15 protein-coding genes and 1 pseudogene are annotated in these 19,044 nt (G+C 30.5%); 1 reads left to right on the top strand and 15 read right to left on the bottom strand.

Annotated features, from left to right (window positions below):
• Positions 1-33: 33 nt before the first annotated feature.
• From srlE to HV819_RS06235, 7 genes and pseudogenes are all read right to left on the bottom strand, one after another.
• Positions 34-1,035, bottom strand: coding sequence for a PTS glucitol/sorbitol transporter subunit IIB (gene srlE / locus HV819_RS06265; protein WP_154540180.1), 1,002 nt, complete (start codon positions 1,033-1,035; stop codon positions 34-36).
• The gene (srlA, locus tag HV819_RS06260) at positions 1,036-1,584 is read right to left on the bottom strand and encodes a PTS glucitol/sorbitol transporter subunit IIC (RefSeq protein WP_154540178.1); all 549 of its coding nucleotides are present in this window, start codon (positions 1,582-1,584) and stop codon (positions 1,036-1,038) included.
• Between the two features lie 904 nt (positions 1,585-2,488).
• A pseudogene (locus tag HV819_RS06255) lies at positions 2,489-2,893 on the bottom strand (MgtC/SapB family protein); the annotation flags it as partial.
• Positions 2,894-2,907: 14 nt separating this feature from the next.
• Positions 2,908-3,771: a glycerophosphodiester phosphodiesterase family protein gene (locus HV819_RS06250; RefSeq protein ID WP_154540174.1), complete on the bottom strand. Its 864-nt coding sequence runs from the start codon at positions 3,769-3,771 to the stop codon at positions 2,908-2,910.
• Between the two features lie 19 nt (positions 3,772-3,790).
• Positions 3,791-5,530, bottom strand: a complete 1,740-nt coding sequence (locus tag HV819_RS06245) for an ABC transporter permease (RefSeq protein WP_176269757.1) — start codon at positions 5,528-5,530, stop codon at positions 3,791-3,793.
• A gap of 2 nt (positions 5,531-5,532) precedes the next feature.
• Positions 5,533-6,555 carry an ABC transporter ATP-binding protein gene (locus tag HV819_RS06240; protein WP_154540170.1) on the bottom strand — a complete coding sequence of 341 codons (1,023 nt, stop codon included), beginning with the start codon at positions 6,553-6,555 and terminating at the stop codon, positions 5,533-5,535.
• Between the two features lie 48 nt (positions 6,556-6,603).
• Positions 6,604-7,698, bottom strand: coding sequence for an extracellular solute-binding protein (locus HV819_RS06235; RefSeq protein WP_154540168.1), 1,095 nt, complete (start codon positions 7,696-7,698; stop codon positions 6,604-6,606).
• Between the two features lie 322 nt (positions 7,699-8,020).
• On the opposite strand from HV819_RS06235, the gene HV819_RS06230 reads away from it, so the two are divergent.
• The gene (locus tag HV819_RS06230) at positions 8,021-9,037 is read left to right on the top strand and encodes a LacI family DNA-binding transcriptional regulator (RefSeq protein ID WP_154540166.1); all 1,017 of its coding nucleotides are present in this window, start codon (positions 8,021-8,023) and stop codon (positions 9,035-9,037) included.
• Positions 9,038-9,075: 38 nt separating this feature from the next.
• Here the strand turns inward: HV819_RS06230 and HV819_RS06225 are convergent, their stop codons facing one another.
• The 8 genes from HV819_RS06225 to HV819_RS06190 form a co-directional block, all read right to left on the bottom strand.
• Positions 9,076-10,866, bottom strand: coding sequence for a flavocytochrome c (locus HV819_RS06225; protein ID WP_176269756.1), 1,791 nt, complete (start codon positions 10,864-10,866; stop codon positions 9,076-9,078).
• A 103-nt stretch (positions 10,867-10,969) separates the two neighbouring features.
• Entirely contained in the window at positions 10,970-11,428 is a 459-nt protein-coding gene (locus tag HV819_RS06220) for an NUDIX domain-containing protein (protein WP_154540162.1), read from the bottom strand.
• Between the two features lie 51 nt (positions 11,429-11,479).
• Positions 11,480-14,590, bottom strand: a complete 3,111-nt coding sequence (gene ileS, locus HV819_RS06215; RefSeq protein WP_154540160.1) for an isoleucine--tRNA ligase — start codon at positions 14,588-14,590, stop codon at positions 11,480-11,482.
• Between the two features lie 382 nt (positions 14,591-14,972).
• Complete coding sequence (locus tag HV819_RS06210; RefSeq protein WP_154540158.1) at positions 14,973-15,386, bottom strand: EamA family transporter; 414 nt, start codon at positions 15,384-15,386, stop codon at positions 14,973-14,975.
• 88 nt (positions 15,387-15,474) lie between these two features.
• Complete coding sequence (gene feoB, locus HV819_RS06205) at positions 15,475-17,559, bottom strand: ferrous iron transport protein B (RefSeq protein WP_176269755.1); 2,085 nt, start codon at positions 17,557-17,559, stop codon at positions 15,475-15,477.
• Positions 17,556-17,789: a FeoA family protein gene (locus tag HV819_RS06200; RefSeq protein WP_176269754.1), complete on the bottom strand. Its 234-nt coding sequence runs from the start codon at positions 17,787-17,789 to the stop codon at positions 17,556-17,558. Before HV819_RS06200 ends, feoB begins: the two co-directional genes overlap by 4 nt.
• Positions 17,790-18,054: 265 nt before the next feature.
• On the bottom strand, positions 18,055-18,546 hold the full coding sequence (locus tag HV819_RS06195) for an AMMECR1 domain-containing protein (RefSeq protein WP_176269753.1): 492 nt from the start codon (positions 18,544-18,546) through the stop codon (positions 18,055-18,057).
• Positions 18,546-19,016 (bottom strand): glutathione peroxidase, encoded by a 471-nt coding sequence (locus HV819_RS06190; RefSeq protein ID WP_154540150.1) that lies wholly within the window; start codon positions 19,014-19,016, stop codon positions 18,546-18,548. Before HV819_RS06190 ends, HV819_RS06195 begins: the two co-directional genes overlap by 1 nt.
• Positions 19,017-19,044: the final 28 nt, after the last annotated feature.

Genomic DNA, 19,044 nt, shown 5'->3' with positions numbered 1-19,044 from the left:
TGTCTAATTTATAAATATCATAAATGTAACAAATTACATTCCAAGAGATAATAAAAATCCTATTAATACCCCTAGTGGAGAAGTTATAACTCTTGAAAATAATACTGCTGGTGTAGCAACAGAAATAGTCTTAGGATCTGCATCACCCAAGGTTAATCCAACTGGTATAAAATCACATCCAACCTGACCATTTATAGCAAATAATGCTGGTAAAGCATATGATGGAGGAATTGCACCTGTTCCGATTTGTTGGCCTATAAGAGTACCAACAATTGCTGCCATAACTGCACCTGGTGCTAACAGTGGAGATAAAAATGGTAAGCCTACTATAACTCCTACAAGAATTAATCCTATTAAATTACCAGATAAAGGTACCAATGCTTTAGCTATAATATTTCCTATTCCTGTATAATTGATTATCCCAATAATTGTTGCTATGAAAGCCATAAATGGTAATATATTAGTCACTACATTTTCAATTGTTTCTCTACCTGATTGATAAAAAATAGTTGTAAACTTACTTGCCCCTCTTGCAATCTTATCTATGAAACCTTTAGATTCTTCCTTATTTTTTTGATCATCTTTTATTTTTTTATATTTTGTATCAAAATCTTCATCTTTTTCATTATGAATTAAGTTATCATCATTCTCAGAGTTTGATCCATCTGAAATATATATATCATCTACTGTTACTCCAGAAACAAATATATCTTCTGTTATAAATTTAGCCAATGGACCAGCTGGACCCTGCATTTTTATATCTACAGTTGGTATTCCTAACCTTGGATAAGTTCCAACTCTTGAATTTCCTCCACAATCAATTACAGCCACAAATGTTTCCGATTTATCTACTGGGTTCTTAAATTGATCTACCGCAATAGCTCCTGACAAATCCGCAATTTTCTGAGCCACAGGGTCTATTCCTCCACCTGTTACGGAAATTACATATTTTTTTTCTTCTGTTGGAGTTAATTCTAAAGGACCACCAAATCCACCTTTTCCCTTTATAATTTTAATTGTTTTAAATTCACTCATTTATTTCACCTCATCTAATGCATCTAAATCAACATTTTGTTTATTAGCCATTATTTCTGTAAGCTTTTGAGTTACAATACCTCTAATTAAAATAACGATTATTCCAGCAATAAAATATCTAACCGCTAGACTGGCTTGAGATATATTAAGTTGCCTAAATCCTTCCGCTATACCTAAATATACAAATAATTCACCTCCATTTGCATGAGGAAATAGTCCCGTAATCGGATGAACAAAAGACACCATAGCATCATAAACTGCTGGCTTATACTTTTCTTTTACAAATCTAATAAATGTATAACACATTGGATTTGCTAATACGAATACAGCTATTACAGGAAATACTGTATATCTAAGTACTAAATTACTAGTTATTTTTTGCATAAATTTATCTACTTTTTCTTCACCAGCTATTTTTATTAATGCAGTAACAAATGTCATTAAACATATTATTAAAGGTATTATTCCTGTAACAAAACCCATGAAAGATTCTCCACCTGCTTTAAAAATACCAATAAACCCTTCTGCTAATTTAGTTAAAAAATCCATAACCCCTCCTAATTAACGTTTTCCTAATTTTTAACAATAAATTTCCTATATGAGCTTAATTAATTCATAAATTACCTCCTTTAATTTAATCATTTTCTCTGCTTCATTTTTTATAATTATAATTATAATTTTTACATTTGTCAAGCTTTTTTATTTATGTCAAAAAATAGTTCGAATAATTCTAATTTAATATTTAATTAATAATGTAATATAAGACAGAATCCATATAAATTTGTAAAAATAAAAGGTAATTTAAATACCTTAATTCCTACAATGATTTAACAAAAAAACAAAACAATTTTTCCAAATTCCCATTGTCCAAAAAATCCTATACTTTGCTATGGTAGATGCATCAAGCAATGGAGATATAAGATTAAAGGATAGGAGCATATATTATCTCATTTATTAATATTATTAAAGGAAAATTAGAATCATATATAAAATATCTATAAATTTTTATGAAACTTTGAAAGTTTATTAATTCATATGAGAGTAAAACAAGCTCTATTTATATAGAAATGATAACAACTGATATATAAAAAATGTATCAACCATTACCCTTTTATTGATATGTGCCATCCTTACTGGTCTGTCCAGTAATAAGGGTACATATCATGTCAGAATTTAGGCTGATACACAAACCTTTTAAGGAAGAAAAAATCTTATAATATTAATCTATATATATTATGTATTAGTTATTTTCTTTTATCAGAAAATAAACTGATATATACTTATTAATTTCCCTTAAAATTTAAATTATTCTCTTTTTATTAAATATTATTTAATATTAGAATCACCTATATCTTTTAAATAAATTTTAGTTTTTCTAAATTTCTGAAATAAGACTTTTAAAGCCAACTTTATATATTTGCGAAAAGCCCTGAGTTAAAATCTCTTAATTTTATATAAATAGCTGGAAAATAATGATTAAAAATGTAGCAGTTATCCCTATTGGGTATAGTCCTGAACCAAAAGACATTCCTATAATTGATGTGGTCCATATGCCTGCCGCTGTAGTAAGTCCTGTTACCCCATTATTTTTTACAAATATTACTCCTGCTCCTAAAAAGCCTATACCTGATACAATTTGGGCTGCAATTCTTGCAGCATCAAAATTTTGAGAATCATAAAAACCATATTTCGATACAATCATGGCCACACATGATCCTAAGGCAACTATTGTATGAGTTCTCACTCCAGCAAATTTCCTCTTAGTTTCTCTTTCTGACCCAATTATAAATCCACAAATACAAGATATAATGATTCTTGCAAAAAAATCTAAATATGTTGTAATTGAGTAATAAAACATCAAATACCTCTTGTTTATCTATTTTCCCTATACTTGTCTAAAGCAAATGCCCAATCAGTTTGGATTATATCACAACCCCAATCTAATAATTTCCCCCATCCCTTATCCGGATGATTTGTTAGAGAAATGTCATCATCAATTCCAGCATAAAGGTCAGTATTTTTGTCAAGTTTGATAGCATTTATTTGAATAAGAACATTGAATTTTTCCTTTAGCTTTTCAATGAATTCTCTACCAAAGGTTTCACTTTCTTTATCTTCTGCTATAACCTCTATACCTATAAGATTTATATTTGAATATTTCTCTAAAATCTTAATTTCGTCTACTTTTCTAAGTATAGGCATTATCATAAATTTATATTGATATTTTTCAAATATATCTAGGTTTCTATCATTGATTGAACATTTTATCATAATTCTCTTTAAATAATCTGTACTAAGCTCATCACATAATAAGTCCAAAATCTCTGGAAAATATCTTTCCGCTCTATCAACTTGAAATATAATATCCTTATTAGCATTTCTAATTATTTCTATAAATTCTTCTACATTTGAATTAGACTCTTCAAATAATTGATTTAATATTTTATATTTATTAATTTCATCGCTTTTCATCTTTTCAAAATCCTTATAAACACCTATAATTGTCTTTTCTTTATTGGTGTGAAAGGCAAAGAATTTATTATCGAGACTTTTTCCTACATCTATTTCTACAATATCCGTCCCAAATTTGTAAGCAAGATTTGTAGAATTTAGAGTATTTTGTGCTATATTTCCACCCCACACTCCCCTGTGAGCTGCAATTAAAAATCCCTTTTCTTTTATTTTTTTTATCAAAACCTCATTGTTTTCTTTATAAATTTCTTTTGATATATTCATATTCCCTCATTTTATTAAATTAAGATTTCTTTTTTATAAATTTGCTTTTAATTGTGTTTAATCCATCATAATATACTATCCAAACTACAAGCATGGATATTGCTATTAATATAGTTGAATAAACTAAGTTTATAGCTTTAGCATCAATAGCTGCTGTAGCATCTGCATTAGACCTTATAACTATTCCCAAAGTTGGCCTTAGTGGATGAAATAAAAAAGCAGATATTTCATATTCACTGAGTTTTCCATTGAAATTCAAGGCAAACATCGCTAAAACTGTTGGCATTATAACTGGAAGTACTATTTTAAAGAATGTATAAAATTTACTTGCACCTAAATTTTTAGCTGCTTCTTCTAATTCTTCATTAACTCCAAAATATGATGCTCTTACAAACCTATAAGTATTTGGTAATAATACTACTATATAAGCTATAAGCATAATCACCAAAGTTCCTGTTAAGACATTGTTTCCAACCCAAAATTGTGGGGTTCCATATAAGATGATTAAACCTAAAGCAAATAATATACCTGGTAGAATCCAAGGTGTATAAATTAAAAGCTCCAATATTTTTGTAAAAATATTATCTCTTTTTTGTGAAAGTCTGCCTACTCCTATGCAAATTATAGCTACTACTAGGGCTGCAAGTAAGGCATATACTACTGATGTTACAAAAGGTTCATATGCTGATGGGTCAGTCAAAACTGTTTTATAATTTTCTAAAGTAAATGATGAAAGGCTTATTCTTCCACTACCAATTGTTTGATAATCTGTAAATGAAAAAACTAATACACAAACAAAAGGTATTAGGTTTAAAAGGGCAAGTAAATAAGCTACTATATGAAATAAAGCATTGACCATAGGCTTTTTAATCTTTTGTTTTTTAAGATTTGCCTTAGTCTTTGATATAGACATGTAGTTTTTACCTTTTTCCATTCTTTGAACTACAAATAATACCCCTATCTGAAATACTCCTTGAAGTAAAGCAAGTATTGCTGCTATATCTCTTGAAGCCGGCCTGTTTGCAAGCGTTAGTATCAAAGGCATAATTGTCTGATAATCTCTTCCACCCAATATAAGCGGTGCTGCAAAAGCTGTTAAACCTTGTTGGAATAAAAGAACTACACAAGTAATAATCATTGGTCTAACTTGAGGAAAAACTACTTTACTCAATATTGTCCATTGACTTGCTCCAAGATTTTTAGCAGCTTCCACAGTATGATAATCAATACCTGAGAGTGAATTTCTAAAAAACAACATATAATTTGTTGTACAACCGAAAGTCATAGCAATAAGTGCTGCACGGTAACCTAAAAACCAATACCTATCAATACCCGGATTAATATTTGCTACTAAATTTGTAAATATACCATTTGGTCCATACGCAAAAATATATCCATTATTTATTAACAATCCTCCAAACACTAATGGTATAAGATAAGTTAGAGTTAAAAACTTACTTCCCTTAATATCAAAATAATCTATCAACAGTACCTGTATTATACCTACGATAGATACTGTTATAGGTAGAGTAACAGCCATTAAAAATGAATTTTTCAAGGCGTCTAATGCCCTTGTAGACTTAAATATTTTATTAATTGCTGTAAAAGTTAATTTTCCATCCTTTACAAAAGAAGTTTTTAAAACTGCTATATTTGGAAGAAATACAAAGGAAATCAAGAAATAAAGTATTGTTACGACCCCTATAAGAACAATTAGATTAAATATTTTTCTATTAGACTTATTTTTATTTAACTCCATATCTAACACCCCTTAAACAAATGAATTTTTTCTATATCAAACCTAACTTTTACTTCTTCTCCCTTTTTAAATCGATTATTTTCTGACCTATATTCTTTTGTAGAAATTTTTATCTTGCTCTCTTTATCTATTAAATGATAAATATAATGAGTTCCATAATAATCTTCACTTTCAAATTCAAATATCATTTCATTTTCATTAAGGATACCATCATTAACACTAGTACTTATATGTTCTGGTCTTATATAAAAGCTATCATATTCACTTATATTTTTATTAGGTGCAATTTTTGAAACTAATGATTTACTAAGCTTATTACTATCTCCTATAAAAGTACATACAAATTCTGTAAGCGGATTCTCATATATTTCTTTTGGTGTTCCAACTTGTTCTAAATGTCCATTTGAAAATACCGCTATCCTATTTGATAAAGTTAAGGCTTCTTCCTGATCATGGGTTACGTATAGAGTTGTTACATTTAATTCTCTTTGAATCTTTTTTAGCTCTCCCCTTAACGATTTTCTAAGTTTTGCATCAAGATTACTTAAAGGCTCATCCATAGCCAAAATTTCTGGTTTTTTTGCCATAGCACGAGTTATAGCAACTCTTTGTTGTTGACCACCTGATAAATCAGATATATTTTTTTCTAATTGATCATCTGTTAAATCTACAACTTTTGCAAGTTCTCTAACCCTTTTATCAATAAATTCTTTATCTTTTTTTTCGACTTTTAGGCCAAAAGCAATATTATCATATACACTCATAGATGGAAAAAGTGCATATGATTGAAATACCATTCCTATTCCTCTATCCTCAATTTCTAAATCATTTATAACTTTATCATGAATTTTTATATCTCCTTTAGATGGCTTTAAGAATCCCGCTATCGCCCTTAGCATAGTAGATTTACCTGAACCAGAAGGACCCAAGAAGGTGAAAAATTCACCTTCTTTTACTTCAAAGTTTATTTCATCCATAGCTATAAAATCTCCATATTTAATTTGGACATTTTCTACATTAATCATAAATCCTCCTACTTGTAGATAAGCTCTTATTTTAGATATTATTGATAACTATAGTATATTTAACTCTACATACTCAACCCATTGGTCTATATATTTACCAACAAAATCAAAATCTATTTCAGCTGGTGTAGTTTCTTCCATAACTCTTTTGAGTCCTTCTGGAGCACTTTCTTGAGCTTTCTTATTTACCGGCATTTGATTATATCCTTCTGCAAATCCAGCCATAACATCTGTTGAACCTATCCAATCTACAAATTCCTTCTCTTTTTTATTATCTTCTCCATCTTTTATTATTCCTATTTGTTCAACAGTTTGAATAACACCAGACTTAGGGTTAATGATTCCTATTTTTACTCCATATTCTTTTTCTATTTCACTTGGCTTTGCCATATATGTATAAGCATAGGGAACTTTTCCATCTACAAAATTTTGAATCCAATCTTCACCTTCAGGTGTTTGATATCCATTCTTAAACCATTTTGATAGCTTATCCCAAGCTTCTTCTTTGACACCCATATCTTTAGACTCATCCTTATAATTTATTAAATGAATATACATGGCTGCAGTATCTGTAGCACCACCAAGTCCATTTTGAACCTTATAAAGGCCCTTATATTTTTCATTATTGTAAAAATCTGACCAATCATTAGGTATATCCTCTTCTTTTACAAACTCTTTATTATAAATTGGAAATACCCTTGCCATATCCATTGGTGAATATAGGCCTTCCTCATTAATATTTATGCCGTCCATAACTTGATCTAACCAATTCGGTTTATATGGTTCAAACATATCTTCCTTAGCTAATTTTTTAAAATTCATCTCGTTAAGACCAAACACAATATCTGCTACTGGCGCATTTTTTTCTGCTAACAAACGATTGACTAGATCTGTTCCTCCCAAATCTACCATTTCAACATCAAATCCTGCTTCTTTTGCTTTTTCTTTAAAATAATCTCCTCGACCATCACTTACTGCATTTGAATATACAATTATTGTATCTTTGCCAACATTTTTCAAATTTTGACTATCTTCATTTTTGGTATTACTAGCTTTATTTGCTGTATCATTATTTGATGAACATCCAACAAATACAAGTGATAGGACTAAAATTCCCATGCCAACAATTTTTTTTAGTTTCATTTTCTTCTCCTTTTTTTGTTTTTACTAATTTTCTATTCTAGTGTAGAACTATTTTATTAAGTTCAAGTAAAATGCTAGTATATTTTTAGTAAATTTATTATATTTCGTCTTAATTTTACTAAATTATTTTATCTGTGTCAATCGTTTTCTTATTACGGTAAATAGTTCTTTTTATATGTCCTATATGAATATCTCTATAATATCATTATTTAATCTAATACTTTATTAAAAGTTAATAGTTAGATTTTTAGTAAAAATATATTACTATTATTATTTCTTAATTAATGGTAAAATACTATTATTAGTATGAAAGTAGGTAATTATGGCTAGGTTAAAAGATATAGCTAAGTTGGCTAATGTTTCAATAGCTACAGTTTCAAGAGTTTTATCTAATGATGATAAATTTAAGGTAAAGAATGAAACTAGAGATTTAATTTTTAAAATAGCTAAAGAAAATAACTACAAGGTAAAAAACAAAAAAGATAGTAATATAATTAAGAATTCAAATAAAAAAGTTGCTCTCATTACTGGTGTCTCAAATAAAAACCAGTTTTCAAATCCATATTTTATTGAACTATGGAATGAAGTTCAATCATCCTGTACTAAGAGAGGATATTTTGTAGAATATTGTCATTTAAATTTTGTAGATATTAGTAAAATTAAAAATTCATTCGACTATTTTTTAGTAATGGGGCATATTAATAACAAGCAAATAAAAGATATATTGGACTATACTAATAAGGTTATTTTTATAGGTTCATCGCCACCACCTGTTGAATATGACTCTATAAGACCTAATTTTCAAGATGGTATGAATAAGATATTTGAACACATTTTTACACTTAATCTCGATAGTTTAGGCTTTATAGGGGCAGATGTAAAAATATCATCAAATAATGAAAGCTATGGAAAGATTATTCCTAATGAAAGACTAATATTATTTAAATCAAAGGCTCAAGAGGCTGATTTATTTGATAAGAGATATGTTATGAATGGTGAATATGTTATGGCTAGTGGTTATGAAATGATGGAAAATCAAATTAAAACTAGCAATTTAGCAAAGGCTTATATTGTTGCTAACGACTTTTTAGCTATGGGTGTAGTAAAGGCATTGGTTGATTATAATATAAAAGTTCCAGATGATGTAAAGATTATATCATTTGATAATTCAAATCTTGCTACATACTCTTCAATCTCATTAACAAGTCTTGATTTAAATATAAAATCTATGGCAGAATCTATATTCTTATTAATAGAGTCAAGAAACAATGGCAGAGATTTTCCAATTGAAATTTCTGTCCCTACTAAACTTATAATACGAAAATCAAGCCAAAAATAAAGACGGACATGATATAAAATCATAGTCCGCCTTCTTTTTTACTTTCCAACAAATCCTGCCGCTTCTTTTCCTGCTATTCTTCCAAATGTTATAATATCTGATACTGCGTTTCCACCGAGTCTATTTCCTCCGTGTACTCCTCCTGTCACTTCTCCTGCAGCGTATAGACCTTCTATAACTTGATTGTCTTTATCTAGAACTTGGGCCTTTGTGTCTATCATTACTCCTCCCATTGTGTGGTGGATTCCAGGTCCTATTGGTCCTACATAGTATGGGCCTTCTTTAAGGTTTGATTTTATTTTATCTAGGTTTTTTCTATTAAATTCTCCATCTTCCTTATTATCCACAGAATTTGACCATTTTTCAAGACTTTCTTTTACATTTTTTTCATCAGTTCCAATAAAGTCAGCTAAAGCTTTCACATCTTCAACTTTTGTAAGTAAATTTCTATCAGCATAGCCTTTTATTACATTTGATTCATCGTACATTTTTTGGTCTACTACAAGCCACGCAGTTTTGTCAGTTTGCTCATTTATAGCACTTGATACAGCATCTCTTGTTCCCATCTCATCAGTAAATCTAGTCCCTTCTTTGTTTAGAAGAATAGCACCATCTCCTCTTAGGGATTCTGAGATTAAAGAGCCATCTTTTTGAACTACTGTTGGGTGAGTTTGGATTTGATCCATGTCTACAAATCCTGCATTTAGTTTTTCTAAAAACTTTATAGCATCTCCTTCAATTGTTGGAGCATTTGTTGATACATAACCATCTAAGTCTGGCCTATATTTTTTAACCATATCGTTTGAACCACCAAAACCACCACTTGCAACTATAACCGCTTTTGAATCTACATTTAGTTCTCCTTGGTCAGTGCTTGCAGTTACACCTGCAATTTTACCATCTTCTTGCTTTATTTTTTCTACTCTTGCGTTATAAATTACTGGTACATTAAGTTCTTCACATTTTTTTAGTAATTTTTCTACTATGTATGGTCCAACTGAAAGTATCTTGCCATTTTCATCTACTGGTCTATGTTGACGTGGATTTTTGGCTCCGCCTGCAACTCCTACATCAGATAATCTTGCTCCAAGCTCATCTAACCAATTAATTGAATCTGAAGAGTTATCAACTAATACTCTAACAAGGTCAGGATTATTGATGTTATGTCCACCCTTCATTGTATCTTCAAAGAAATCTTCGTTTGAATCATTGATACCTGCTTCTTTTTGAAATTTTGTCTCAGATGCATTCATTCCGCCTGTCGCCCTATTTGTATTTCCACCAGCATTTGCCGCCTTTTCTACAACTATGACAGATTTTCCCTCTTGGGCAGCTGAGATTGCTGAAGTAAGCCCTGCTCCACCAGCACCTATTACAACTATATCCGCCTTTTGGTTAAGATCTATTTTTTCTTTTTTGGCTTCTTTTGCCTTTAAATCTTCTGGATTAATCCCTCCCTTTTTAAGGGCTTCGTTTACCGCCTTTAAAAAAGCTGTTGATGATATTGTAGCACCAGATACTGTTTCAATTTGAGTTGATTGGCGATCTACTATCTCTTTTGATAAACTTTCTATTGCTTTTTGACCAATAGTGTCTGTTTCTTTATCCGCATTAAAATCAACAGATTCTATTACTCCATCTGTAATTTTAACCTTTGCTGTAACATCTCCACCATATCCTTTTTCACTTGCTTCAAATACTCCTTCGCTAGTTGAAGTTGTAGCAGAGCCTTCTTTTTCTTTAACAGCAGTATCATTTGAACATGATGATGCAAGTAAAGAAAGTGAAAGTGCAAGTAAAAGTGATTTACCTATATTTTTAATCTTCATATTCCCTCCTTGTTTTATAAGACAAGTATAACATATTTGCAATTTTTTTCACAAAATATATTTGGAAATTTAAAAATATTTCTAAAATAATTGTTAATATAGTCTAGTAGTACAATATATCTTCTTTGTCTACATCCCAATAGACCTCTCTTATCTTTCTGTCATAAATTTTTAATATCTCAGGCATGGAATCGCTCATATTATCCATCTTCTTAAAGTCTTCATAGTCTATCCAAGAAAGTAGTCCCTCCCTATTTTCTTTTACTAGATTCCCTGAAAAATCAGGTGTTTCGTATAATAGTCCCACATCTTTTTGAAATTCCCCATCTTTATTTGTATAAGCCCAAGTAATTATTCCAACAAGTTCTGGATTTTTAATATCTAAATTTGTCTCCTCTTTGGCCTCTCTTATAACAGAGTCCTCAAAACTTTCTCTTTTTTCTACCTTTCCACCAGGAAAGGTAAGACCTTCCCGGCCTTCCTTTTTCTTTTTATCAAGGACTAGGACCTTCTTGGTATTTTTATCATAAATTTTCACCATATTCATGAGTCTAATTTTCATATTATCTCCTTAAAATAAAAAGGAAGCAAGAATCCTTGCTCCCCCAATCTATTATTTTCTTTCAAGTTCAATCTTTGCCTTTTTATCATTTAACTCAAATTCTTCGCTTGATAATTCTTTAGCTTGCATTGAATCAGCTAAAGTTTCTTTTTTGATTTCTTTTTCATATTCTTTAAGAGCTTTTGTTAAGTCTTCATCCGTCTCAAAGAATATTTCTATCCTATCTGTAACTTCATAGCCACTATCTTTTCTTAAGTTTTGGATTTTAGATACAAATTCTCTTGCATATCCTTCTTTTTTAAGATTTTCTGTAATTTCTGTATCAAGTACTACAAAGACATTTCCATCCATCTCAACATCGAATCCCTCCTTTGCTTGGATTCTTACGTCGAGGTATTCTTTGTCTACAATATATTTTTCTCCATTTATCTCAACTTCTTGTGGGTTTTCTTCAACTTTCCTTACAAAATCTTTGGCATCAACATCTTGAAGGTATTTCCCAAAAGCTCCTACATTTTTACCAAATATTTTTCCTACTTTTCTAAAGTTTGGCTTTAGGTAAAAGTCCATAAATTCTGATAAATCTTTGGCAAATTCTACTTTCTTAATATTAAGTTCTTCTTTGATTAGCCCTGTTAAATTAGATATTACTTCTTCATATGATCCATCTACCACTATTTTTTCAAGTGGTTGACGTACTTTTATGCTCTCTTTTTCTCTTGAGGCACGACCTAGAGTAACTATCTTTCTTACAAGGTCCATTTTCTCTTCAAGTTTTTCATCTATAAGTGACTCATTGACCTTATCAAGTATTTCAACGTGTACTGACATCTTTTCTGTTAAGTTCCTGAAAATTTCTTCAGCTATAAATGGAGCTATAGGTGCTGTCATTTTAGCTATAAGAATTAGAGCGTCATAGCAAGTTTTGTATACAGCCTTTTTAGATTCTGTTAAATCTTGGTTCCAAAATCTCTTTCTGTTTCTTCTTATATACCAATTTGATAAGTCTTCTACAACAAAGTCATTTACTAAGTGTACTACCTTATTGTAGTCAAACTCATCCATTGACTTATAGTAGTTTTTAAGAAGGGAATTAAGCCTTGAGTATAGCCATTTATCTATCTCTTCAAGTTTTACATTTTCAAATGACTTTATATCATCAAGATCTATATGGTCAGTATTGGCATATAAAACAAAGAAGTTATATACATTTTCTATCGTCCTAAAGAAGTTGTTTTTAACCTCTATAAGACCTTTTTCGTCAAATTTAGTAGGTACCCAAGCAGGTGATACATATAAAGAATAAAATCTTACTGCATCTGCCCCATACTTATCGAAAAGTTCAAATGGATTTAAGGTATTTCCCTTTGATTTTGACATCTTTTGACCATTTTTATCAACTACAAGGTCATTAACAAGTACATTTTTATAAGGTGCCTTTCCTGTTATGATTGTTGATATAGCCATAAGTGAGTAGAACCAACCCCTTGTTTGATCTATTCCTTCACAAATAAAGTCTGCAGGATAAAGTTCATCAAAGTTATCCTTGTTTTCAAATGGAAAGTGTACTTGAGCAAATGGCATGGCTCCAGAGTCAAACCAAACATCTATAACGTCTGGAACCCTGTGCATTGTTTTTCCACATTTAGGACAAGTAAGAGTTACATCATCAACATATGGTCTGTGAAGTTCTATATCCTCACTTATATTTTCATTTGCCTTCTCAACTAATTCTTTTCTTGAACCTATTGATTCTATGTGACTACAATCATCGCATCTCCAAAGGTTAAGTGGAGTTCCCCAATATCTTGACCTTGAAATTGCCCAGTCTTTTACATTTTCTAACCAGTTTCCAAATCTCTTATCACCTATAGTTTGTGGAAACCAATTTACACCATTATTATTTTCTACCATTTTTTCAGAAAGTTTACTCATTTCTATATACCAAGATGGCTTAGCATAATAAACAAGTGGTGTTTTACATCTCCAGCAGTGAGGGTAGTTGTGTTCAATTATTTGTTTTTTGAATACTTTTCCTTCATCTCTAAGGTGTAAAAATATTTCTTCATTTGTATCGAAGATAAATCTTCCTTTCCAAGGAGTTTCAGTAAAACATCCCTCAAGATCTACTGGTTGGACAAATGGTAGCTTATACTTTCTGCCTAATTGGTAGTCATCTTCACCAAAGGCTGGTGCTGTATGAACTATTCCTGTACCATCTTCTGCTGATACATAGTTAGCACAAGTTAAGTAAAATGCCTTACCTTCAACCTTTACATATGGAAGTAATTGTTCATATTCTACATATTCTAAATCCTTTCCTTTCATATGTTCTACTATTTCATACTCATGATCTCCCATAACTTTTTCAACTAGAGATTTTGCAAGATAATAGTAAGCACCATCTGTCTTATCATCTACTTTTACATAGTCAAGTTCTGGATGAACAGTGAGGGCAACATTTGATGGAAGTGTCCATGGTGTTGTTGTCCATGCTAGGAAATATTCATTCTCCCTATCTTTTCTCTTAAACTTACAGATAAGTGTTATTGCCTTATCCATTTGGTAGCCTTGGGCAACTTCGTGACTTGCAAGACCAGTACCACATCTTGGACAGTATGGCATAACCTTAGCCCCCTCATAGATAAGTCCTTTTTTGAAAGCTTGATTTAATAGCCACCATTCAGTTTCTATATAGTCATTGTCTAAAGTTATATATGGGTTATCCATGTCATATAAGAAAGCCATCCTATCTGACATATCTCTCCACATATCAGAATATTTAAATACGGAGTCCTTACATTTTTGATTAAATTTCTCAACCCCATATTCTTCTATTTGATCTTTTTCTGTAAAGCCCAATTCTTTTTCCACTTCTATTTCTACAGGAAGTCCATGTGTATCCCATCCTGCTTTTTTAAGTACCTTATAGCCTTGCATGTTTTTATATCTTGAAGTCATATCCTTCAAGGTCCTAGCTATAACATGATGGATACCTGGCTTGCCATTGGCTGTTGGAGGTCCATCATATATTATATATTCATCAGCATCTTCTCTTGTTGTAAAAGTCTTATCTAATAAGTCTATATCAGACCAATACTTAGATAAATCTAGTTCTCTTTGTTTTATATTTTTTGTATCTAGTGATTTAAAACTTGTCATATTACTCCTTCTATAAAATAATAAAAAAACGCCCCCAAAAGGGACGGTCCACCCAAAAATTGAGCATGAAGCTAACGCCTATCTTACGTAATAAACTACTTTTTTCATCTATTAGGCATAAAAGATGATCTTCATAGAAAACTAAACTGACCACTCTCACCTTGCTGGTCTTCTCTGTAAGTTATCCTATTCTACTACTCTTCTTTTAATAGCCTTATTATCTATTGATTAATTTACTAGATTTTAGAGATTTTGTCAAACGAATCTTTAAGCTTATATTTTTTCTATATTTAGAATTTATTGTAAAATTTATTAGTATTTAAACCAAAAATTTTATTTGACTTTTTAATTGGATATTTCTATGACTTATAATAATATAAATCTATATAACCATAATCAAAGTTCCTGCACCTATAAGTATACACCCTATAAGAGATTTTATAGTAAAGTCCTCTCCCAAAAATACGAAGGCAAGGATTAAGGTCAAAACCACACTCATCTTATCTATAGGAACAACTTTTGATGCATCCCCATATTTTAGGGCTGCATAATAGCAAAGCCAACTTGCTCCTGTTGCAAGACCTGAAAGTATTAAAAATATCCAAGATTTTCTTCCTATATTGTGTATTCCTGAAAATGAATTTGTTATAAAAACCATACCCCAACTCATTAATAAGACTACAAAAGTCCTAATGGCAGTTGCAAGGTTTGAATTTACTCCATCTATACCAATTTTTGCAAGAATTGATGTAAGAGCTGCAAAAACTGCCGACATTATAGCTAAAATTATATACATATTATCCCCTTTCTACTTATATATCAATTATAAAGTTTATATTGATTAAAGTCCAAAAAGAAGCCCACTAAAAGTGGAGCTTCTAAAACTAAAATAAAAACACAAGAATTCTTGCTAAGCTCGTAAATCCTATACAGATTAAAATCCCAAATACTGTTGGCAAAATAAAAGATAGGACTGTCCATTTAATTGATTTTGTTTCTTTGTAAATTGTCAAAACTGTTGTGCCACATGGCCAGTGCATAAGACAAAAAATAATCATATTAATAGCAGTAATAAGAGTCCATCCATTATCAATTAATAGTCCCCTTAGTATCTCAGGATCTGATATGTCAAGAAGAGCCCCCTTTGCCATATAGGTCATTATCATAATTGGTACAACTATTTCATTTGCAGGAAATCCTAGAATAAAGGCTGCAAGGATAACTCCATCAAGTCCCATCAAAAATCCCAAAGGATTTAAAAATCCTACAAAATGATTTAAAATACTATCTCCAAATATGGAAATATTTGCAAAAACCCAAATTATTATTCCTGCAGGTGCTGCAATAATTATAGCTCTTCCCAAGACAAAAAGCGTCCTATCAAAGATTGATCTTACTATTACAGTTCCTATTTGTGGCATCCTATATGGTGGAAGTTCAAGGGTAAAGGATGAGGGAACTCCCTTTAAGACAGTTTTAGATAAAAGTTTAGATGACACAAAGGTCATAAACACTCCCAAAGTAATAACAAAGGCAAGAATCGCAGCCGATAAAAAGCTTCTTGTAAACTTATTTCCTACTCCAATTACAAGAAACATTGATATAGTTGATATAATAGTAGGGAATCTACCATTACATGGTACAAAGTTATTTGTAATAATAGCTATTAACCTTTCTCTTGGTGAATCTATTATCTTACATCCGGTAACCCCCGCAGCATTACATCCAAAGCCCATACACATTGTAAGAGCTTGTTTACCACAGGCATTACATTTTTGAAAAGACTTATCCAAATTAAAGGCAACTCTTGGAAGGTAGCCAAAGTCTTCTAAAAGAGTAAATAATGGGAAAAATATTGCCATAGGTGGTAACATTACTGATATAACCCATGCAACAACCCTATATATACCAAATATTAAAGGTGAGTAGATAGCTTCAGATACTCCTATCGCCTTCACAAAATCTAAAATTTTATCTTCAAAACCAAACAATAGCTCATTTAGCATATCACTTGGTACATTTGATCCTACAATAGTAATCCAAAATACTCCCAAAAGGAGTAAAAACATTATTAACATTCCCGTATACTTACTTGTAAATATCCTATCTAAAATCCTATCTCTTTTTTCATAATTAGGATTTTTATAAAGTACAGCCTTCGAACATATATACTGACTTTTAGCTACAAAACTTATAGAAATAATATCTTCAATTCTTTTTTTATCGATATCATTTGCTTCTAGTTTTTTTCTTGATTCATATAATTGTTCTTTAATTTCTTTTTTATCTAAAGGATTTTCTCCAAAATACTTCTTGCTAGATGAAAGTATGGAAGGATTATCTTCAAGTAGCCTTATAGCATACCATCTGCTATTAATCTTATCCTTATAATACTTATCCAATACTTTAGCTATCTTTTTTATCTCATCTTCCATAAGTCTAGGATAGGTAATTTGTATTGGATTATAAGGATTAGATTCAAGACTATCTAAGGCTTTTTCTATATTGGAAAGACCTTTCCCACTTCTTGCTGCTGTTCCTATTACAGGTATGGATAGCATTTTTGATAGGACCTCTAAGTTTACTTCTATATTTTTCTTCTTAGCTTCATCTAAAAGATTTACACATAAAATAACCTTTTTTCCAGTTTCTATTATTTGAAGAAGTAAATTCAAATTTCTTTTCAAAACAGTACCATCGCATACAACTACAACTGCATCTGGATTTTCAAAGCAGATAAAATCCCTTGCAATCTCTTCTTCCTCCGAGTGAGCCAAAAGAGAGTAGCAACCTGGTAAATCAACCAATTGAATGTCCTTATTCTTATCCTTAAACTTAACCCTCCCCTTAGCACACTCAACAGTTTTGCCAGGCCAATTCCCCGTATGTTGTTTAAGTCCTGTTAGGGCATTAAAAACTGTCGACTTTCCAACATTAGGATTTCCAGCAAGAGCTATTGTTTTTTTCATAGCTTATCCTCTTTTTTTATTAAAACTCCCATAGCATCTTTATTTCTAATAGCTATAATTGTTTTCATAATAAGATAGGCCTTTGGGTCTTTCATAGGAGACTTAAAAAGACATTTTATATCAATTCCCCTAACAAATCCCAAATCTTGTAACCTTCTTTTCATAGAAAAATTATCTGAAAAGCCTAGAATTCTTGCACTTTCTCCAGGTTCTAATTGATTTAAGTTCATATTGACTCCTTTTAGTATTTTAAATTCAAATTATTTTTTAAGTATTTAGTCAATATAATTATAAATCAAACGATAATAATAATCAATATCTTTAGATAAAAAAGAACTATTGTAGAATGAATTAATAATTTCAAGATTATTAAAAGCTCCTCCACGACAATTAGCCTCCATGAGTCTAGGATATCCTCAAATTGTCTATGGGTAACTTGTAATGATAAAACGTTAGAAATTCATAATTTTACAATAGTTCCTTAATATTTAATATTTACTTGTGGATATTTACCTTAAACTTATCTATAGAAAAATTGTCCCAGCTATCTACATTGGCCTTCTTAATAGCTTCCTTTAGCATATCTAAGTCAGAATCAAAATCTTTTCTAAAAACATAATGATTTTTATCCATGAAATTTATCATTACCCCATCATAATCATCAAAGTCTTCTATAAAGGGTAATCTTTCAACATCATAGAACTCATATATAGTAATATCAAGATTTTTAATATTGTTTTTTGTTATTGGATTAAAACTTAGGTCAAAAAAACCTGCATTTATAGATTCGTATACTATATCAAGTCCCATATTTTCTTTGCTAGGAAAAATAGAGCCAGATATCCCCTTTAACCTTCCCCCATTTTCAATTTTAACTACAATTCCATTAGACATATTTTTAAAATAATCATTAAATTCTCTTAAATAGGTCTTATTTTCTAGATAATTTTTAATTGCATTAAGACTAAGTTTTACATAATCATCCATTACAATAAACTTTCTATATCTTTTTTTAATTTTTCGGGCTTAGTATTTGGAGAAAACCTATCTACAACATTTCCATTCCTGTCTACCAAGAATTTAGTAAAATTCCACTTAATCTTATCAGATAAAATTCCACCTTCTTCTTTTTTAAGAAAAGTATAAAGTGGAGATTCATTTTCTCCATTTACATCAATTTTTTGAAATCTATCAAAGCTTGTACCGAAGTTTAAGCTACAAAAATTATCAATTCCCTCATCATCTTCTGGTGCTTGGTGGCCAAATTGGTTACATGGGAAATCTAGAATTTCAAAGCCTTGTTCCTTATATTCTTCATAAAGATCTTCAAGCCCTTGATATTGTGGAGTGAAGCCACATTTTGTAGCAGTATTTACTATTAAAAGAACCTTTCCCTTGTATTTTTCAAGTTTTACGTCTTTTCCCTTGTTGTCTTTAACTGTTATGTCGTAAATCATAAATCCTCCTATTTTAAATCTTTATAAT

Origin of the sequence: Anaerococcus faecalis (assembly GCF_013371425.1) — a bacterium.
GTDB classification, from domain to species: Bacteria; Bacillota; Clostridia; order Tissierellales; family Peptoniphilaceae; genus Anaerococcus; species Anaerococcus porci.
This window is presented reverse-complemented; position numbering and strand designations above follow the sequence as displayed.

Coding starts and splice junctions, on each gene's coding strand:
- srlE (WP_154540180.1), bottom strand. CDS start 1,035: ATGAGTGAATTTAAAACAATTAAAATTATAAAGGGAAAAGGTGGATTT.
- srlA (WP_154540178.1), bottom strand. CDS start 1,584: ATGGATTTTTTAACTAAATTAGCAGAAGGGTTTATTGGTATTTTTAAA.
- HV819_RS06250 (WP_154540174.1), bottom strand. CDS start 3,771: ATGAATATATCAAAAGAAATTTATAAAGAAAACAATGAGGTTTTGATA.
- HV819_RS06245 (WP_176269757.1), bottom strand. CDS start 5,530: ATGGAGTTAAATAAAAATAAGTCTAATAGAAAAATATTTAATCTAATT.
- HV819_RS06240 (WP_154540170.1), bottom strand. CDS start 6,555: ATGATTAATGTAGAAAATGTCCAAATTAAATATGGAGATTTTATAGCT.
- HV819_RS06235 (WP_154540168.1), bottom strand. CDS start 7,698: ATGAAACTAAAAAAAATTGTTGGCATGGGAATTTTAGTCCTATCACTT.
- HV819_RS06230 (WP_154540166.1), top strand. CDS start 8,021: ATGGCTAGGTTAAAAGATATAGCTAAGTTGGCTAATGTTTCAATAGCT.
- HV819_RS06225 (WP_176269756.1), bottom strand. CDS start 10,866: ATGAAGATTAAAAATATAGGTAAATCACTTTTACTTGCACTTTCACTT.
- HV819_RS06220 (WP_154540162.1), bottom strand. CDS start 11,428: ATGAAAATTAGACTCATGAATATGGTGAAAATTTATGATAAAAATACC.
- ileS (WP_154540160.1), bottom strand. CDS start 14,590: ATGACAAGTTTTAAATCACTAGATACAAAAAATATAAAACAAAGAGAA.
- HV819_RS06210 (WP_154540158.1), bottom strand. CDS start 15,386: ATGTATATAATTTTAGCTATAATGTCGGCAGTTTTTGCAGCTCTTACA.
- feoB (WP_176269755.1), bottom strand. CDS start 17,559: ATGAAAAAAACAATAGCTCTTGCTGGAAATCCTAATGTTGGAAAGTCG.
- HV819_RS06200 (WP_176269754.1), bottom strand. CDS start 17,789: ATGAACTTAAATCAATTAGAACCTGGAGAAAGTGCAAGAATTCTAGGC.
- HV819_RS06195 (WP_176269753.1), bottom strand. CDS start 18,546: ATGGATGATTATGTAAAACTTAGTCTTAATGCAATTAAAAATTATCTA.
- HV819_RS06190 (WP_154540150.1), bottom strand. CDS start 19,016: ATGATTTACGACATAACAGTTAAAGACAACAAGGGAAAAGACGTAAAA.